The organism is Vibrio sp. B181a, assembly GCF_030248375.1.
Taxonomy (GTDB): Bacteria; Pseudomonadota; Gammaproteobacteria; order Enterobacterales; family Vibrionaceae; genus Vibrio; species Vibrio campbellii.
On sequence record NZ_JAHGAD010000043.1, the window covers coordinates 24,883 to 41,621 of the forward strand.

The window sequence follows — 16,739 nt, forward strand, 5'->3', positions numbered from 1 at the left end:
CAAACTAGACCAGTGAGGAGGTAATGGGAGCTTTAACACCCTCACTTGTCATGTTTGTACCAAATTTGTGCCAGTTTTCTATGAAAAGCGAATGGCAATTACATCAATTCGTGCATTTTTTCCAAAATTCTGAAACTTAGCGCTTCTTTGGGTTCTAGTGCCAACGCCTGCTCGCCTTCTGGCCAGAATAAAGTGATGGCGTTGTCGTTACTGTTAAAACCTTGGCCTTCAACAGAAACATCGTTTGCACAAATCATATCAAGGTTTTTCTTTAGCAGTTTACCGCGAGCGTAGGTTTCTACGTCATTGGTCTCTGCTGCAAAACCAACTGTGAATGGACGTTGCTCAGTCATATTGGCGACGGTCGCTACGATATCAGGATTCTTGACCATGTTGATGGTCATCTGATCGTTGTTTTCGGTCTTTTTCAACTTTTGAGACGCCACGTTTTCTGGACGGTAATCGGCTACGGCGGCGCAGCTAATGAAAGCATCGTGGCTAGGCGCGTGAGCCATTACTGCATCATGCATCTCTTGTGCACTTGCAACATTGATACGCTCAACACCCGCTGGCGTATTCAAGCTGACAGGCCCACTGACTAGCGTGACCTTCGCACCTAGTTGTGCTGCTGCATTTGCTAGTGCAAAGCCCATCTTTCCTGAGCTGTGGTTAGAAATGTAACGCACTGGGTCAATCGCTTCGCGAGTTGGACCTGCGGTGATCAGTACTGATTTTCCTGCCAGCAGTTTCGGTTGGAAGAACTGCTCACACAGATGCACTAATTGCATTGGCTCTAACATTCGACCAGGACCCACATCGCCACATGCTTGCTCACCGGCCGCAGGGCCCCAAATGTGCATACCACGGCGTGCCAGTGTTGCGATGTTTTCTTGAGTTGCGACATTGCGGTACATCTGTTGATTCATTGCTGGAGATACCGCTACTGGTGAATCTGTCGCAAGCACGAGCGTGGTGAGCAAATCATTACCCATGCCTGCCGACATACGCGCAATCAAATCTGCGGTCGCAGGTGCAAGAAGAACCAAATCTGCCCATTTTGCCAGTTCAATGTGACCCATTGACGCTTCTGCTGCTGGGTCTAACAAGCTGTCCGACACCGGACGCCCAGAGACTGCCTGCATGGTTAAGGGAGTAATGAACTCCTTCGCCGCTTTGGTCATCACTACTTGAACTTGCGCGCCTCTTTCTATTAGGCGACGGGTTAGCTCCGCACATTTATATGCGGCAATACCGCCACTGATGCCGAGTAGAATTTTCTTTCCTGCTAGTGTTTGCATGTGAGATCTCCAATTTTTCTGGCGACGAGTTTAGCACAACTGAATCTCTCATCGCCCAAGCAAATCTGATGAGAAGCTAATCCATATCAAACTACAGAATATTAATTGCTGAGCCTTATATAAAACTTTTGCTTACTTCACAGACAATCTTTGCCCGCTCTGCAAGATAGAAGGGAAAAATAACAATAATGAGGTAGTGGAATAAGATGGTGCTGAAAAGTCGAAGTAAATTGCTGCTGGTGACTCTGCTCCCTTTGTTGTTGATCACCACATTGATCTCGGTGGTCTATTACATCAACAGCAGTAATAGCTTAGAAGCTGAATTGGCTCAGGATAGACAAGAGTTAATTGATACACGCAAGAAAGAGCTACAAGCCTACATGATGATGGGGGTGACAGCGATAAAGCCACTTTACGATACGGACGTAAACGGCAATAACAAACAAGCGGCAAAAGAAATTCTCAAAGCGATGCGTTTTGAAAGCGACGGTTATTTCTTCGCTTATGATTCGAAAGGGGTCAACACGCTGCACGCGATTAAGCCGTCTCTAGAAGGTAAAAACCTTATCGGTTTGAAAGATGAAAATGGCATAGCAGTGATTGGCGGGCTGATTGATGCATCTAAGAACGGCGATGGCTTCCTTTATTTCTCTTGGCATAAACCAACCATTGATGCGCAAGCACCAAAATTAGGTTATGCCGAGTACTTGTCTAAATGGGACTGGGTGCTTGGTACGGGCATCTATATTGATGATATTGATCAGCAAGTGGCGATGCAGCGTAAACTGCGCACACAAGAGTTGAATGAACATACGCTCTCTGCGGTAACCATCTCGGTCATTGGCCTTATTATCACTAGCGTGCTTACCAGTATTATCGTGTCGAAAGGTATTCAACCACTGCAACACATTGCGGCGTCCTTACAAGATGTGGCTGCGGGTGGCGGTGACTTGACGGCTCGTCTGAAAATCGAAAGTAAAGATGAAGTCGGTGAGGTGGCCTCGGCATTTAATGAGTTCATGGATAAGCTACATCCGCTTATGCAGGACATCCAGCGTTCTGCCGATACAGTCCAAAGCGTCTCTGGGCAATTGGATCAGCAAACTTCTCAAGCCAGTGCTCAAATGCAAAACCATTGTCTGGAAACCGATAAGGTGGTGACGGCCGTAACGCAAATGAGCATGACGGCAAAAGAAGTCGCGAGTAATACCAATGCCACGGCGCAGGCGATTGATGATGCGAACGGGCAAGTTACCGAAGCACAGCGCGAAGTCGATCAAGCAATTGATGGTATTAGTAAGTTAGTCGATGAAGTGAACAGTACCTCTGAGGCGATTGCCGAATTGAGCCAACAAACCGAGCAAATTACCAAGGTGCTCGATGTGATTGGAGAAATTGCCGAGCAGACCAACTTACTCGCATTGAATGCAGCGATAGAAGCTGCGCGTGCCGGCGAACAAGGTCGTGGTTTTGCCGTGGTGGCTGATGAGGTTCGTTCGCTAGCCAGTCGAACGCAGAACAGTACTCATGAGATTGGCGATATGCTCAAGCAGCTACAAACAGGCGTATCAAGAGCGGTCACTACCATGGCGGCGAGCCAAGAGCGTGGAGCTAAGACCGTTGAAGAGTCCTCTATGATTCAGCAATCGCTGTCTGGCGTGCATCTTTCTATTGGTACAATTCGAGATATGGGTATCCAAACCGCTTCTGCAGCAGAAGAGCAAAGTGCGGTTGCTGAGGACATCAACCAGAATCTAGTGGCGATTCAACAAATCGTGAATCGTATTAATGACACGCTTCAGCACGCGGAAGGCATCAGCACTCAGTTGTCGCAATCAGGATCTGAAATTCACGATCTGGTTGGAAACTTCAAGCTTTGATGGATCGCTCGATTACATAGAAAAGCAGTGGTCAACGAAAAAAGCGAAAGTCAGGTTCGACTTTCGCTTTTTATTTTGTGCAATAGGCGCTCACTTATAGAGAGAACCGCCTAATGACACTGAAAACCTTGCCCAACGAGTCCATGCCCAGAGAGAAATTACTTAAACGCGGACCACAAGCGTTGTCGGATGCCGAATTACTGGCTATTTTTCTGCGCACCGGTACACAAGGTATGAACGTCATCGAACTAGCGGACTTTCTGCTCCAAGACTTTGGATCGCTTCGCCAGTTGTTTTCTGCTTCAGAGAAAGAGTTTTGCCAACATAAAGGGTTAGGGCAAGCGAAATACGTGCAGTTACAAGCCGTTTTGGAAATGACGCAACGCTATTTAGCCGAGACATTAAAGCGTGGTGATGCGTTAACCAGCCCAGAACAAACCAAACTTTATCTTTCTTCTATATTAAGAGACCGACAAAGAGAGGCTTTTTACATTCTTTTCTTAGATAACCAACATCGGGTAATAAAAGATGAGATTTTATTTGAAGGAACACTCGATGCTGCATCGGTTTATCCGAGAGAAGTCGTCAAACGCGCCTTGCACCACAACGCTGCTGCATTGATTTTGGCCCACAACCACCCGTCAGGTGTGGCGGAACCTAGCCAAGCAGATAGAAGGATTACCAGGCGTTTAATCGACGCTTTAGCGCTGGTGGATATTCGAATTTTGGACCATTTCGTTATCGGAGATGGGGAAAGCGTCTCTTTTGCCGAAAGAGGTTGGATATAACTGTGCGTTTTTTAGGTTGTTAGTTGCTAAAAATCTGCTATCATCCTCGCCACTAAATTTTTAACTGAATTCAGCTTGGACTGCTAGAAAAAACCTGCTGTCTAAAAAAAGATCACGAAAACCTGTAAAAAGGATCTGTTCGGGTCTTGAGCAATGCATATCAAGTTAGTATAATGCGCGACCTTTGATAGCCTTGTATGGATTTTCCATAGCGGTTCTTAACCTCTAACTTCTTTCCAAGAAATAGAGAGGTTCGGCCACCAAGGTTGATATCGAGCTGAAACGATTTTGGAGAAGACATTCATGTCACGAGTATGCCAAGTAACTGGTAAGCGTCCAGTAACGGGTAACAACCGTTCACACGCACGAAATGCTACTAAGCGTCGTTTTCTGCCGAACCTACAAACTCATCGTTTCTGGGTAGAGAGCGAAAAACGTTTTGTTAAACTACGCCTATCTGCAAAAGGTATGCGTATCATCGACAAGAAGGGTATTGATACTGTTCTTGCTGATATGCGTGCACGTGGCGAAAACGTTTAAGAGGAAATAGGCAATGGCAAAGAAAGGCGTTCGTGAGAAAATCCGTCTAGTATCTTCAGCAGGTACAGGCCACTTCTACACAACTGATAAGAACAAGCGTAACATGCCAGGCAAATTTGAGATCAAGAAATTTGATCCAGTTGTACGCCAGCACGTTATGTACAAAGAAGCTAAAATCAAATAATTGGTTTTGTCTCTTTGACGATTTGAAAAACCCAACTTTCGAGTTGGGTTTTTTATTACCTAAAATTCCTCCATATCCCCTTCATTTCCATCCTCACCACGTTTGCATACAGATGTTCTAGTCAAGATTGATGAGCTTTGATAGTTTGTCTCTAACTACTTGAGATTAGGAACCACTATGCGTGTAAGTCCGGCTCGCCGCCGTCGTTGGAATAACATTCTTATCCTAGGCATCATCGTATTTATGCTGATCCTCAATGCACCAACATGGATCAAATCTTACCTTATTGAAGAACCAACGGATCCTTATCCAAACTTGCTGCGCTCCGATCATGACGTCAGTGCTATTTACTATGCAGGTTGGGAATTAGATAAGCAGAATGGCCAATGGCAATCGAACATTAAAGCCAATATTCCCGTACAAGAGCTTGTGACTCGTTGGCAGTCATTGGAAGGTACTGAGCTGACACTAGAGCAATATGAACAGTTAAAGCCGCGCTTATCATCACCGGAAAGCATCGAAATTTGGTATCAAGGTTTGGAGGAGCCACAGCGAGTGACCTTTTACCGCCTTGACGATTTCTGGCTGTTTAAAAACTGGCAAGATAAATGGATTGCGATTTCTGTCGATGGCAACTACATCATGCCCAAGTAATTTAATAGCTAACTAAGTTTGATACCAAGTGACGTTATGGGCAATAACCCTTTGCGTCACCAGTATTTGTCTTAGCTTTTTTCGATTATGCTAGCCACCCAGTATCAAAGTTCTTAGCGTTGTAAGGAGAATCAAATGCCTGAATTACCTGAAGTTGAAGTAAGCCGAATGGGCATCAGTCCACATATGATTGGCCAAACGATCAATGCATTTGTATTCAGAACTCCGAAGTTGCGTTGGGATATCCCGCAAGAGCTTAAAAAGCTAGAAGGGCAGGTGATTCGTAATATCAGTCGCCGCGCTAAGTATCTGTTGATAGAAACGGACGAAGGAACTGCGATTGTTCACTTAGGTATGTCGGGTTCACTGCGTGTGTTAGATGCTGATTTTCCCCCAGCAAAGCACGATCATGTGGATCTCAAATTGAGCAATGGCAAAGTGTTGCGCTACAACGATCCACGTCGTTTTGGCGCATGGCTGTGGAGCGCGCCCAATGAGCCACATGCCGTTCTAGGTCATATGGGACCAGAGCCTTTAACCGAAGAGTTCAACGCGGACTACGTAGCAGAGAAAGCCAAAGGTAAGCGTGTTGCGGTTAAGCAGTTCATCATGGACAACAAAATCGTCGTTGGAGTCGGAAACATCTACGCCAACGAATCTTTGTTTAAATCACGCATTCATCCCACTCGCCCCGCAGGTAAGTTAACCAAGAAGGAGTGGCGATTGCTGGTGGAGAACATCAAAGCCACGCTAGAGATTGCTATCCAGCAAGGCGGAACCACACTTAAAGACTTCGCCCAAGCAGATGGCAAACCAGGCTACTTCGCCCAAGAGTTATTAGTTTACGGAAAAGCCGGAGAGCCATGCCCAGAATGCGGCGAAGCTCTCCAAGAACAAAAGGTAGGCCAACGCAATACCTTCTTCTGTGGGGAATGCCAGAAGTAAACTGCATTAGTTATTAAACTTCTTTGGGCCGTATTCTCGGCCCATTTTGATGAGGTGGTAACCATTCATCACTAAATTTAGCGTCATACTTTTTGCTTTATTAAGCAGCTTCATTGTAGCAACTAGGTAATCTTTATCGCCTTGGCGTTTTCTATTACCAATAACTGATGGCTTATTGCCTCCACGTAAGCCAGCCTGCCTGACTCCAAACATTGCTTGCTTGTGCAACCAGGTATTACGCAGGAAGACGTCTACAGGGAATTGGAACGTTTTACTTGCATCAATAAATGCTCGTGCCGCCGAAGGGCTGATAGCATAAGAGGTTGTACACTGTGGTACTTTTAGATACTTAACCAGTCTTTGAGAACCATATTGTTTCACATCGTAGAACATGCCGCGACTACTGGTGTTTTCCGTACGAATATACCCACAGCTTTCGATATTTTCGGCAACGGCCTTCAATGTGTTTAGGAATAATTCGTCTTCAATGCTGAGATCATCTTCAAAAATGATGATAGGTTCGTTTAGCTCAACGCATTTTTTCCAGAGTAGGTAATGGCTCGCATAACATCCCGCCTCACCGATGATACATGGGCGTCCCATGTTGAATTCAAACTGTCGGCTATCTAAGTGACCCAATAAAGGATGAGTGTCTTTACGTGCATCGACGCCGTAGAAAACCTCACAATCTAAACCGATTCTCTTTAGGGTGTTTAATGTTGTCTCTTGCCTGTCTTCACAGCCTTTTAAAGTGATACAAAATGCTTTCATGGTGACTCAAAATTGGTGTTCTATCTAAAGTAAGGTAATTTTTTTATTTGTTTTACTGGCTCAGAAAGAAACTGATTCAGAGCTTCTCCATTGAGTACTTTTTCGTACTTCTCTATGTAAGCCTTGGCCATTGAAATATGATCAAACGTGTCTCGAGCGTATTCGTGACACAGTTTTGGATTGTAGCTTCCATGTTTAATAGCGTCCGCTAGTTCATCTTCAATATTTGATAATGAGCCAAACTCTGGCGCGTTAATTAACTCTGGCAGTGAACCATATGGTGTGGCAAACACGGGTGTACCCATAAACAGGCTTTCTGTAATGGCTAAGCCAAATGGTTCTTCCCAAGTAACAGGAAAGATCAAGCCTTTAGAGCGCTCGAGTACTGCACACTTCTCTGTGTTGTTAACCATGCCGTGAAATTTAACATGGCGATCTAAAGTGAGGCGAAATCCCATTTTAAAATTCAATCGATGTCCACCTAAAACATCCAAAGCGACATTGGCTTTTTTCGTAATATCTATTGCGCCTTGCACGTTTTTTAAACGCCAAGCAGCTTTGCCAAGGAAGTGATAGCGGTTATCTCTTTTATTCAGTTCTAAATTGGGCTGATGATAATCACTCCAATCTAGGCCATTGTATACAAAGGCTTCACAACCATGGTTCAGAGCGTGTTTTTGAGAAACGAAAATTGAATTAGGATCGTTTTTTTGGGCCACGGTGTTGTTACCGTGACGAGTGATGACATAAGGCTTTTTAGTGCAACTGCCACCGACATGGAAGTGAACGACATCAACATCGTCGGGAATTTGTTCATCAATAGATAGGTTTGGTTGCTGGGTAATACATGTCGCCCAATCGCATGTCATAGGTTCAGGGTTAAGAATGTAAACGCTATGACCCAGTTGATGAAGCGCTTTCATTAAGCTCCAAACAACGCGTTCTGTACCACCATAAGTTACAGGGGGTAGCGTGCCTTTACATACAATTAATACGTTCATAGAAATTCTTTTCTTTTGTTCGAGTAATTATTTCTTGGCTTTTTGAGCAAGTGCGAGTTCAACGGGAGCAGGGACAAATCGGCTAATTTCACCACCATGTAAAGCCACCTCTCTCACAATCGTAGAGGATAAGAATGCGTACTCGTCATCTGGGGTAAGGAAAACACTTTCTAGGCCCGGCAATAGCTTTCGATACATACTGGTTAAGCCGAACTCATATTCGAAATCGACGGTGGTTCTTAAGCCTCGAATGAGAATGTTTGCGTTTTGCGCTTTTGCAAAATCGACTAGTAGACCAGTAAAGCCTTCTACATTGACATTTGAAAGGTGGCTAATAGAGCGTTCTACTAGCTGTACACGCTCTTCCAGCGTGAACATCGTTTTTTTAGAAGGACTAGCGGCAACACCAATAGTGATAGAGTCGAACATTTTGGCTGCGCGCTCAATGAGGTTCAGATGGCCGTTTGTAATAGGGTCGAAAGTTCCCGGATAAATGACGTGTGTGGCACTATGACCTTGTTGTTTCATATGCAGCTCGTTGTGTTTGTCAAAAGTGTCAAAAAACGCTTAAAAGTAGTAGTATGATACATCATCGACTCGAGAATAGATAACATCTACAAACATAGGTGTGATAAGGGCATAACGTTTTAATGAAACTTTTTTACTATATAAAAAACCTGCTGTTGACCATTGCTCCACAAGCGTATTTTGCTTACAACAAAAAAAAACTAGAAAAGAAGTTTCAAGGTCAAATGGAGTTAGTCCAAGAGCGAGTGGATTACTATTGTAAAATAAATACTCCGAGCGAGCTGGATTCCAGTAAATCGACCAGTTTGAGTTGTTTCTCACATAAAGGTCAAAGTGCATATACGTATGATCTTAAAGAGTTCCTCCGTTATTTCCCTGATACTAATCCGTTTTGTTATTACTTTGGGGATGAAGTCGCCGTAGAAGATTGCCCAACGCTTTATAAGGCTAGGCCGATTGAGGGTAACAACGACAATTCAGTTCTGTTCAAACTCAACAAGCGTAGACACTTCCAGTTTGTAAACGACGCATTAGGCTTTCACGATAAGAAAGATATGGCGGTTTTCCGTGGTTTTGTGAAACGGGTCCATCGTATTCGATTTATGGAAGCAATGTTTGAGAACCCTATGATGGATGCTGGTCAATCCAACTCTTCTCAAGAGCACCCTGAATGGCAAAAAGAATTTATGTCCATTCAAGATCAATTGAAGTACAAGTTTATCATTTGTCTTGAAGGTAACGATGTTGCAACCAATTTGAAGTGGGCAATGTCTTCGAATTCTGTCGTAGTGACGCCTAAGATGCGTTTTGAAACGTGGTTTATGGAAGGTACGCTACAACCAGGAGTTCATTATGTTGAAGTGAAAGATGATTGGTCTGACTTTGACGAGAAAATTAATTATTACCTTGAAAACCCTGATAAAGCTGAGGCTATGATTGAAAATGCGCATCGACATGTGGCCCAATTTCAGGATGAACAATTGGAAAGCTTAATTTGTATCAAGACGCTCGAGAAATACTTCAAGCTTTGTCAGTAATGCTCTTAAACCAAAAGCCTAAATTATCATGAGTTTATTTACTTCACCTCCGTCTCACTTGTGTGTATTGCGTTTGTCGGCTATTGGCGATGTTTGCCATGCGATCTCAGTAGTTCAAGCTATTCAAAAGCATTGGCCGCAAACCAAGATAACCTGGATTACCGGCAAAATAGAGGCACAACTGATTGGTGATCTGCCCAACATTAACGTGATTGTTTTTGATAAGTCACAAGGCCTTAAAGGAATGAAGGCCGTGTGGAAGCAACTAAAAGGCACTAAGTTTGATGTTTTGCTGCACATGCAGACAGCCTTGAGGTCGAGTGTTTTGTCTTTGGGCATTCAAGCAAAATACAAAGTGGGTTTTAGCAAGAATAGGACTAGAGAAGGGCAGTGGTGGTTCACTAATCGTCACTTACCCAATACAACGGCAATGCACGTGTTAGATAACATGGCTGAATTTGCTAAGTACATTGGTGTTCCATTCAGCCACCCAACGTGGAATATCCCGTTACCCAGTGAATCAGTCGATTACGCGAAAGGCATTACCCAAGGTAGAAAGTGTGTTGTGATTTCTGCTGCAGCAAGCAAGGATTCTCGTAACTGGTTAGTGGAGCGATATGCAGCCATCGCCGATTACGCATCGTCTTTGGGAGTACATGTGATCCTATGTGGCTCGCCAGCGGAAAGAGAAAAGCAATTAGCACATAAAATTGAGTCACTGTGCAAGCAGCCTGTCACTAATATTGTCGGTGACACAAGCTTAAAGCAACTGACAGCTGTATTGTGTGAAGCCACGGTTGTCATTAGCCCTGATTCTGGTCCTGCTCACTTGGCAACGACTCAAATGACACCTGTGATTGGTTTATATGCGCATAGTGATCCGAGACGAACTGGGCCTTATAACGATTTAGAGAACGTCGTAAGTGTCTATCAACAACACGTTGAAGAACAAAAAAGCCAGTCTGTAGAATCACTTGCGTGGGGCACGCGTGCGAAAGGGGATAACTTAATGACTGCAATTACCGTTGAGCAGGTGCAAGAAAAGCTTCACAAGGTATTGCGGGGCCTGAGTGGCTCAGAGTGAACCTCAAATGATACGGTAAATTAGGACAATACCAGATTTAAATCATGTCTACGCGTCCTTCGATTAATCGTGATTATAATGGTAATACGTACAATGCTTAGAGCATGTAAGCAAAATTAGGTTGAAAGTGAAAACGGATATGACAGAAAAAGTTATCGCACTCATAACAGCTCGAGGTGGGTCTAAAGGCTTGCCTCGAAAAAATGTACTCCCAATTAATGGTAAACCTCTGATTGGTTGGACCATAGAAGCTGCACTAAATTGCGAGCAAGTTGAACGTGTATTTGTATCTACTGATGATGATGAAATCGCAGCCATTAGTGAACGCTTTAAAGCCGATATTATTCAACGGCCTGACATTTTGGCGTCCGATACCGCGAGCAGCATTGACGTTGTTTCTCATGCAATTACATGGTTTGAAAAAAAAGGGATTGATTGTGACAGTATTGTATTGTTGCAGCCTACTTCTCCGTTAAGAACGGCAGTTCACCTAGATGAGGCTCTAACACTATACATGTCTAAAAGCGCAAATTTTGTTATAAGTGTTTTCGAACCGTCTCACACACCTGTAAAATCTTACATAGCAAGAGAAGATGGCACAATTGAAGGGCTATGGAGTAATGACGCCCCTTACATGAGAAGACAGGATTTACCCAGAGCATTTCAGCCAAATGGCGCGATTTACGCATTCTCTAAAAACGAATTCAAATTAAACAATCAATTCCCTCGCAATAAAGTTTATCCCTATATCATGTCAGAGGCTGATTCTGCGGACATTGATACCATAAATGACTTGTATTTAGTCGAGGAAAGAATGAAGGAATTAGCAAAATGAACAATCCTGTATTTAAAATTTCTGACCGTGAAATTGGCTTAGATTTCGACCCATTAGTGATTGCAGAAATCGGTATTAACCATGAGGGTTCGCTTAAAGTTGCATACGAAATGGTTGATGCAGCAATTGAGGGGGGAGCGGAAGTCATTAAGCACCAAACTCACGTAGTCGAAGATGAAATGAGTGGGGAGGCAAAAAATGTTATCCCTGGCAATGCTGATGTTTCCATTTATGAAATTATGGATCGTTGTTCATTAAATGAAGAAGATGAGACTAAGCTAAAAGAATACGTTGAATCCAAAGGCGCTATTTTCATTAGTACGCCTTTTTCTCGTGCTGCGGCTGAACGCTTAGAGCGAATGAATGTACCAGCATACAAGATTGGCTCAGGTGAATGTAACAACTATCCACTTCTTGACCTGATAGCAAGCTACGGGAAGCCTATCATTCTGAGTACGGGTATGAATGACATTCCATCAATTCAAAAAGCTGTCGACATTTTTAGAAAGCATGAAACGCCTTTCTGCTTGCTGCACACTACTAACTTATACCCAACACCAGACCATTTAATTCGAATTGGAGCGATGGAGCAGCTACAAGAGGCATTCCCCGACGCAGTTGTAGGGCTTTCTGATCACAGTATTGATAACCTTGCTTGTCTTGGTGCAGTTGCTGCGGGAGCTTCAGTTCTTGAGCGTCACTTCACTGATAGTAAAGATCGCCCTGGTCCTGATATCGTATGTTCAATGGATGCTAAAGAATGTGCTGAACTGATTGCCCAATCCAAGCGCATGGCAAAAATGCGTGGTGGAAAGAAAGAAGCTGCAAAAGAAGAACAAGTCACCATTGATTTTGCTTATGCAAGTGTAGTAACCATTGCAGAAATCAAAGAGGGTGAGGTCTTTACGCGTGATAACCTTTGGGTTAAGCGTCCAGGTACTGGAGATTTCTTAGCGGAAGATTATGAATCGCTTATTGGTAAAGTTGCATCACAAGCAATTACATCAGATGTTCAATTGAAGAAAGAATTCGTTAAATAGCTATGAAGAAAATATTGTTTTTGACAGGTACTCGCGCTGATTTCGGTAAGTTGAAAAGCTTGATCACAAAAGTGGAACAACACTCTGAATTTGAAGCGCATATCTTCATCACTGGAATGCACATGATTGCCAAATATGGCATGACAGCGATTGAAGTTGAAAAAGCAGGCTTCAAATCACTTTACAAGTACATCAATCAAAATGGCCACGATTCGATGGATGTTGTTCTGTCAAAAACAATTCAAGGTCTTTCAGATTACGTTAAAGAGCTCCGACCTGACATGATTGTTGTGCATGGAGATCGTGTTGAGGCAATGGCTGGTGCAATTGTTGGTGCGCTTAATAATATTCTTGTTTCACATATTGAAGGTGGAGAGGTCTCAGGCACTATTGATGAATTGATTCGTCATTCAGTGTCTAAAATGTCCCACCTACATTTTGTTTCCAATGAAGTTGCAAAAAAACGTTTGCTTCAATTAGGTGAGAGTGAAGCGAGTATCTTTGTTATTGGTTCGCCAGATTTAGATATTATGGTTTCTCCAGATCTTCCATCACTGAAAGATGCGAAAAAAAGGTATGACATCCCTTTTGAGAGTTACTCGGTGTTTATGTATCACCCGGTTACAACAGAAGTTGATGAGCTTGCCAATAATATTGCTAATACCGTTGATGCTCTACTGGAAAGTAGTGAAAATTTTGTTGTTATTTATCCTAACAATGACCATGGTTCGGAAATTATCATCAATGAACTAGAGCGATTAAATAACAACAAAAGATTCAGAGTATTTCCTAGTATCCGCTTTGAATACTTTTTGACTCTTCTTAAAAACGCGAACTTAATGATAGGAAACTCCAGTGCTGGAGTTCGAGAAGTGCCATTTTATGGTAAAGCTTCGATAAACCTTGGAACTCGTCAAAATATGCGCTCGAACGCTAAGTCGATCATTAATGTGCCTGAGGTTAAAACTGATATTTTAGATGCTATTTTTCGTGCCAAAGCATCGGTATTTGAGCCAGAACAGGAGTTTGGTTCTGGGCAAAGCGATGAATTATTTATGAAAGCTCTTGCGTCGAGTGACCTCTGGCAAGCGAGTAAACAAAAAGTTTTTATAGATAAAAGATAAAGACCAAGCTTTAAATCCGGTCATATCGGTAACAGATGTAACTTAATTTAAAGCGCGACAAGTGTTGGTTCATAGTTAATGAACCAACACTTGTCAGATAACTAACCCATTGCAACAACAGCTACTGGTTGTTTTTTATTTTGTAAATTTCAAGCAGTTTCTGATAGTTCTTTTCTAATACCGTCTCGACATCCATTGTTAAGGCCAATTCTCTGCATTGTTCACTAACATTGGTTGTACGCTTTTTATCAGCCCAGAACTCCATCGCCTTTGCAAGTTCTTCTGGGTCCACCTCAGCCCCAATGACGCTCGACACTTCTGGTTTGAGAACCTCTTTTGCACCACAGTTTTCAGTGGTAATTGACGGTGTACCACATGCTAGAGATTCGATCACCGTAAAGCCAAAAGGTTCATAGAGAGTTGGTAGGACATAGCAATCAGCCAGCGTAAAGTAAAGCTCTGGTCGTTTGTCTTCTCCCATAAACTTACATTTGTCTTGTATACCAAGGTTTTCCGAAAATTTAATATATTCGCCCTCGTGAGTCTCTCGGCCAACGACCACTAGTTGAGCATCAATGTTCAGTTTGGAAAATGCAGTGAGAGTCTGCTTTAACCCTTTCCTCTCGTAACCAGTACCTAAAAATAAGAAAATCGGCTTGTTTGGATCAAGCTCCATTTGTTGCTTAAGCTCTAAAGCCTCTTTTTCGACTCGTTGTGCATCAAAGCGTTTCGTATCGACAAAGTTATGGATTACTGTGATTTTTTCTTTAGGTACGTGATGAGCCTCTTGGATTTCCTGAGCACTCTTATATGAATTGCTAATGACATGGTAGTAGGCACCTGGGGCCATCGCTTTTTGCTCTATCAGATGCGTCACTCTATCTTTGATTCGCATCGGCTTATTTAACGATCGTGCCATATGAAGGCTTGTGCCTGCTCCAATTCTCAATACATCGTGTGTCCACGCGTGAGCTAGGCCGTACACCAAATCATAGTCAGATTCCTTGACGTGCTTCTCTACCGCTTTCGCAAATTTCCAAAGGCGATGGCTTTTGCCAATACTAAAACCGCACAACTTCACAAACTTGACGTTAGGGTGCGGAGGTGTATCGGCATGAGAGCGGCAGATAATAGTGACCTCTTCCCCTTTCTCTGCCATGTATCTCGCCATTTGATTGAGGTACAGCTCAACTCCGCCAGAGTATGCGTGTCTTAAATGGACCAATGCAATCTTCATAAGTAATCCAGTAATTCGTTTGATATTGGTTGTTATGTTACTTGAAGCCTTCATTTTCCGAAAGAAGCCAATCAAAGAGGTGTCGTGTCATGGAAGAACGGTAAAAGAGGCTTACGAGATTGTTCCTCAAATAGAACAATGTAAAATGACGCTATGATGTGATCACGAGACATTCAAGTGGATAAGGACAAGCAGAAAACAGGAGCCGTTTCAGGAAAGCCTGGAAACACGGGCATTCAACGAATTTTAAAAGCCAGTATCTATTCACTTCAAGGTTTGAAGGCCGCAGTGAAACATGAAGCCGCAGTTCGACAAGAATTAGCTTTGCTGATTGCCGCTGTGTTGATGCTCTCCTGGTTAGACGTTTCGCAAATACAACGTATAGTGATGCTTGGTACTGTTGTTTTGGTGTTGATTGTTGAACTGATTAACTCTGCGATTGAGGCGGTTGTGGATAGGATTGGTGTGGAAAGACATGAGTTAAGCGGTCGAGCAAAAGATATTGGTTCTGCTGCCGTTTTTGTAGCATTACTGTTTGCTGCCTTTACATGGTCTTATATTCTCTTTTTCTGAGGGGCGTGATGAAGCACTATCAAGAAAATAATACGCATGTGTGGTACGACGAAAGCTTGATCACTGAGCCCATTGAGAGTTTGTTTGATATCAACTACTGGCGCAGTTGTAATGCCATCGTTGGTAGTGCTAGTGGACGAGGCACTACGTGGTTTATCAAGCTCCAAAGTACAATTGCTGCACTACGCCATTATCACCGTGGTGGCTTGTTCGGAAAAATTGTCCGCGACCAATATTTGTTCCTAGGCTTAGAGAGAACTCGCAGTTACGCTGAGTTCGTTCTGCTCCAAAAATTACGTAGCGCTGGCGTCAATGTTCCACGCCCTATTGCCGCGAAAGTAGAACAAATAGGTTTGTTGTATCGAGCAGACTTATTGAGTGAAAAAATATCTGAGGCAAGCGATCTCGTTGATAAGTTACAGATAGAACGCTTATCCGGTGATAACTACAAAAAAATTGGTTTAGAAATCCGTAAAATGCACGATGTTGGTGTCAATCATACTGATCTGAATATCCATAACATCTTGCTAGATAGTGAAGGTAAGGTGTGGATTATTGATTTTGATAAGTGTAAGCAGCAGTCAGGTCATAAATGGAAAGAAAGCAATCTGAACAGGCTCCTAAGGTCATTCAATAAAGAGAAACTAAAAAATAATATCCACTGGAATGAAGAAGAATTTACTTCTCTCTTAAGTGGTTATTATGGTTATGAGTAAATCAAGGTAGTGCGATATGGGATTAAAGAGAAAAATCAAAAAATGGCTTTATAAAAAGGCATTAAGAAAAGCAGGAAGTGTCGGAGAGAATGTATTTGTGAATGGAAAGTCTGTATTCACTAAAACTAGTCATATTGGATCTGATTGTCACTTTAATGGAATGATGATTCGAGGGAAGGGTAAAGTTGTGATTGGGGACAACTTTCACTCTGGTGTTGGTTGCCATATTATTTCTGAGATTCATAACTACCACGGAACTAAGCTTCCATACGATGATACCTATATTGAAAAGCCAGTTTCTATAGGGAAAAACGTCTGGCTGGGGATTAATGTCATTGTGCTAGGTGGTGTGACTATTGGTGATGGTGCAATCATTCAGGCAGGAAGTGTTGTTGTAAGTGATATCCCACCAATGGCTATTGCTGGTGGCCATCCTGCAAAGGTTTTCTCATATAGAGATAAAGAACACTATGAGCGAACTGCTGGCAATATATAACTTTTCCG

General features: G+C 43.0%; 19 protein-coding genes. 14 read left to right on the forward strand and 5 right to left on the reverse strand.

What is annotated here, in order from left to right; translation table 11 throughout:
• Positions 1 to 98: 98 nt before the first annotated feature.
• Complete coding sequence (coaBC, locus tag KIO97_RS18750; protein WP_285383649.1) at positions 99 to 1,298, reverse strand: bifunctional phosphopantothenoylcysteine decarboxylase/phosphopantothenate--cysteine ligase CoaBC; 1,200 nt, start codon at positions 1,296 to 1,298, stop codon at positions 99 to 101.
• Positions 1,299 to 1,504: 206 nt separating this feature from the next.
• On the opposite strand from coaBC, the gene KIO97_RS18755 reads away from it, so the two are divergent.
• The 6 genes from KIO97_RS18755 to mutM all read left to right on the forward strand — a co-directional run bounded on the left by KIO97_RS18755 (position 1,505) and on the right by mutM (position 6,289).
• On the forward strand, positions 1,505 to 3,178 hold the full coding sequence (locus tag KIO97_RS18755; RefSeq protein ID WP_285383650.1) for a methyl-accepting chemotaxis protein: 1,674 nt from the start codon (positions 1,505 to 1,507) through the stop codon (positions 3,176 to 3,178).
• Positions 3,179 to 3,291: 113 nt separating this feature from the next.
• Positions 3,292 to 3,966, forward strand: a complete 675-nt coding sequence (radC, locus tag KIO97_RS18760; protein WP_038893810.1) for a DNA repair protein RadC — start codon at positions 3,292 to 3,294, stop codon at positions 3,964 to 3,966.
• 303 nt (positions 3,967 to 4,269) lie between these two features.
• Complete coding sequence (rpmB, locus tag KIO97_RS18765) at positions 4,270 to 4,506, forward strand: 50S ribosomal protein L28 (RefSeq protein ID WP_005384783.1); 237 nt, start codon at positions 4,270 to 4,272, stop codon at positions 4,504 to 4,506.
• A gap of 13 nt (positions 4,507 to 4,519) precedes the next feature.
• Positions 4,520 to 4,690 carry a 50S ribosomal protein L33 gene (rpmG, locus tag KIO97_RS18770; protein ID WP_004410866.1) on the forward strand — a complete coding sequence of 57 codons (171 nt, stop codon included), beginning with the start codon at positions 4,520 to 4,522 and terminating at the stop codon, positions 4,688 to 4,690.
• A 177-nt stretch (positions 4,691 to 4,867) separates the two neighbouring features.
• On the forward strand, positions 4,868 to 5,344 hold the full coding sequence (locus KIO97_RS18775; RefSeq protein WP_285383651.1) for a hypothetical protein: 477 nt from the start codon (positions 4,868 to 4,870) through the stop codon (positions 5,342 to 5,344).
• 135 nt (positions 5,345 to 5,479) lie between these two features.
• Positions 5,480 to 6,289 carry a bifunctional DNA-formamidopyrimidine glycosylase/DNA-(apurinic or apyrimidinic site) lyase gene (gene mutM, locus KIO97_RS18780; RefSeq protein ID WP_050904682.1) on the forward strand — a complete coding sequence of 270 codons (810 nt, stop codon included), beginning with the start codon at positions 5,480 to 5,482 and terminating at the stop codon, positions 6,287 to 6,289.
• 6 nt (positions 6,290 to 6,295) lie between these two features.
• On the opposite strand, the gene KIO97_RS18785 is transcribed toward mutM, so the two are convergent.
• From KIO97_RS18785 to coaD, 3 genes are read right to left on the reverse strand one after another with little or no spacing between them, the layout of a single operon-like run.
• Positions 6,296 to 7,060, reverse strand: coding sequence for a glycosyltransferase family 25 protein (locus tag KIO97_RS18785; RefSeq protein WP_050919794.1), 765 nt, complete (start codon positions 7,058 to 7,060; stop codon positions 6,296 to 6,298).
• A 20-nt stretch (positions 7,061 to 7,080) separates the two neighbouring features.
• Positions 7,081 to 8,061, reverse strand: a complete 981-nt coding sequence (locus KIO97_RS18790; RefSeq protein WP_050904680.1) for a glycosyltransferase — start codon at positions 8,059 to 8,061, stop codon at positions 7,081 to 7,083.
• A gap of 27 nt (positions 8,062 to 8,088) precedes the next feature.
• A complete protein-coding gene (gene coaD, locus KIO97_RS18795; protein WP_045368180.1) occupies positions 8,089 to 8,589 on the reverse strand; it encodes a pantetheine-phosphate adenylyltransferase in 501 nt (166 codons plus the stop codon).
• Between the two features lie 122 nt (positions 8,590 to 8,711).
• Here coaD and KIO97_RS18800 point away from each other — a divergent pair, with 122 nt between their 5' ends.
• From KIO97_RS18800 to neuC, 5 genes are all read left to right on the forward strand, one after another.
• Positions 8,712 to 9,626: a glycosyl transferase family 90 gene (locus tag KIO97_RS18800; RefSeq protein ID WP_285383652.1), complete on the forward strand. Its 915-nt coding sequence runs from the start codon at positions 8,712 to 8,714 to the stop codon at positions 9,624 to 9,626.
• A gap of 28 nt (positions 9,627 to 9,654) precedes the next feature.
• Positions 9,655 to 10,710, forward strand: coding sequence for a glycosyltransferase family 9 protein (locus KIO97_RS18805; RefSeq protein WP_285383653.1), 1,056 nt, complete (start codon positions 9,655 to 9,657; stop codon positions 10,708 to 10,710).
• 139 nt (positions 10,711 to 10,849) lie between these two features.
• Positions 10,850 to 11,545 carry a cytidylyltransferase domain-containing protein gene (locus KIO97_RS18810; RefSeq protein WP_050904677.1) on the forward strand — a complete coding sequence of 232 codons (696 nt, stop codon included), beginning with the start codon at positions 10,850 to 10,852 and terminating at the stop codon, positions 11,543 to 11,545.
• Positions 11,542 to 12,585, forward strand: a complete 1,044-nt coding sequence (locus KIO97_RS18815; RefSeq protein ID WP_285383654.1) for an N-acetylneuraminate synthase family protein — start codon at positions 11,542 to 11,544, stop codon at positions 12,583 to 12,585. The genes KIO97_RS18810 and KIO97_RS18815 overlap by 4 nt, the downstream gene beginning before the upstream one ends.
• A gap of 2 nt (positions 12,586 to 12,587) precedes the next feature.
• Positions 12,588 to 13,709 (forward strand): UDP-N-acetylglucosamine 2-epimerase, encoded by a 1,122-nt coding sequence (neuC, locus tag KIO97_RS18820; RefSeq protein ID WP_050904675.1) that lies wholly within the window; start codon positions 12,588 to 12,590, stop codon positions 13,707 to 13,709.
• A gap of 121 nt (positions 13,710 to 13,830) precedes the next feature.
• Here the strand turns inward: neuC and KIO97_RS18825 are convergent, their stop codons facing one another.
• The gene (locus tag KIO97_RS18825) at positions 13,831 to 14,946 is read right to left on the reverse strand and encodes a glycosyltransferase family 4 protein (protein WP_285383655.1); all 1,116 of its coding nucleotides are present in this window, start codon (positions 14,944 to 14,946) and stop codon (positions 13,831 to 13,833) included.
• A 177-nt stretch (positions 14,947 to 15,123) separates the two neighbouring features.
• Between KIO97_RS18825 and KIO97_RS18830 the strand changes: the two genes are divergently transcribed.
• Genes KIO97_RS18830 through KIO97_RS18840 form a run of 3 tightly spaced genes read left to right on the forward strand, consistent with a single transcriptional unit; the run spans position 15,124 to position 16,731 of the window.
• On the forward strand, positions 15,124 to 15,519 hold the full coding sequence (locus tag KIO97_RS18830) for a diacylglycerol kinase (RefSeq protein WP_285383656.1): 396 nt from the start codon (positions 15,124 to 15,126) through the stop codon (positions 15,517 to 15,519).
• Positions 15,520 to 15,527: 8 nt separating this feature from the next.
• Positions 15,528 to 16,235: a 3-deoxy-D-manno-octulosonic acid kinase gene (locus KIO97_RS18835; RefSeq protein ID WP_102388615.1), complete on the forward strand. Its 708-nt coding sequence runs from the start codon at positions 15,528 to 15,530 to the stop codon at positions 16,233 to 16,235.
• Between the two features lie 16 nt (positions 16,236 to 16,251).
• Positions 16,252 to 16,731 (forward strand): DapH/DapD/GlmU-related protein, encoded by a 480-nt coding sequence (locus tag KIO97_RS18840; protein ID WP_050904671.1) that lies wholly within the window; start codon positions 16,252 to 16,254, stop codon positions 16,729 to 16,731.
• The last annotated feature ends 8 nt before the right edge of the window (positions 16,732 to 16,739 follow it).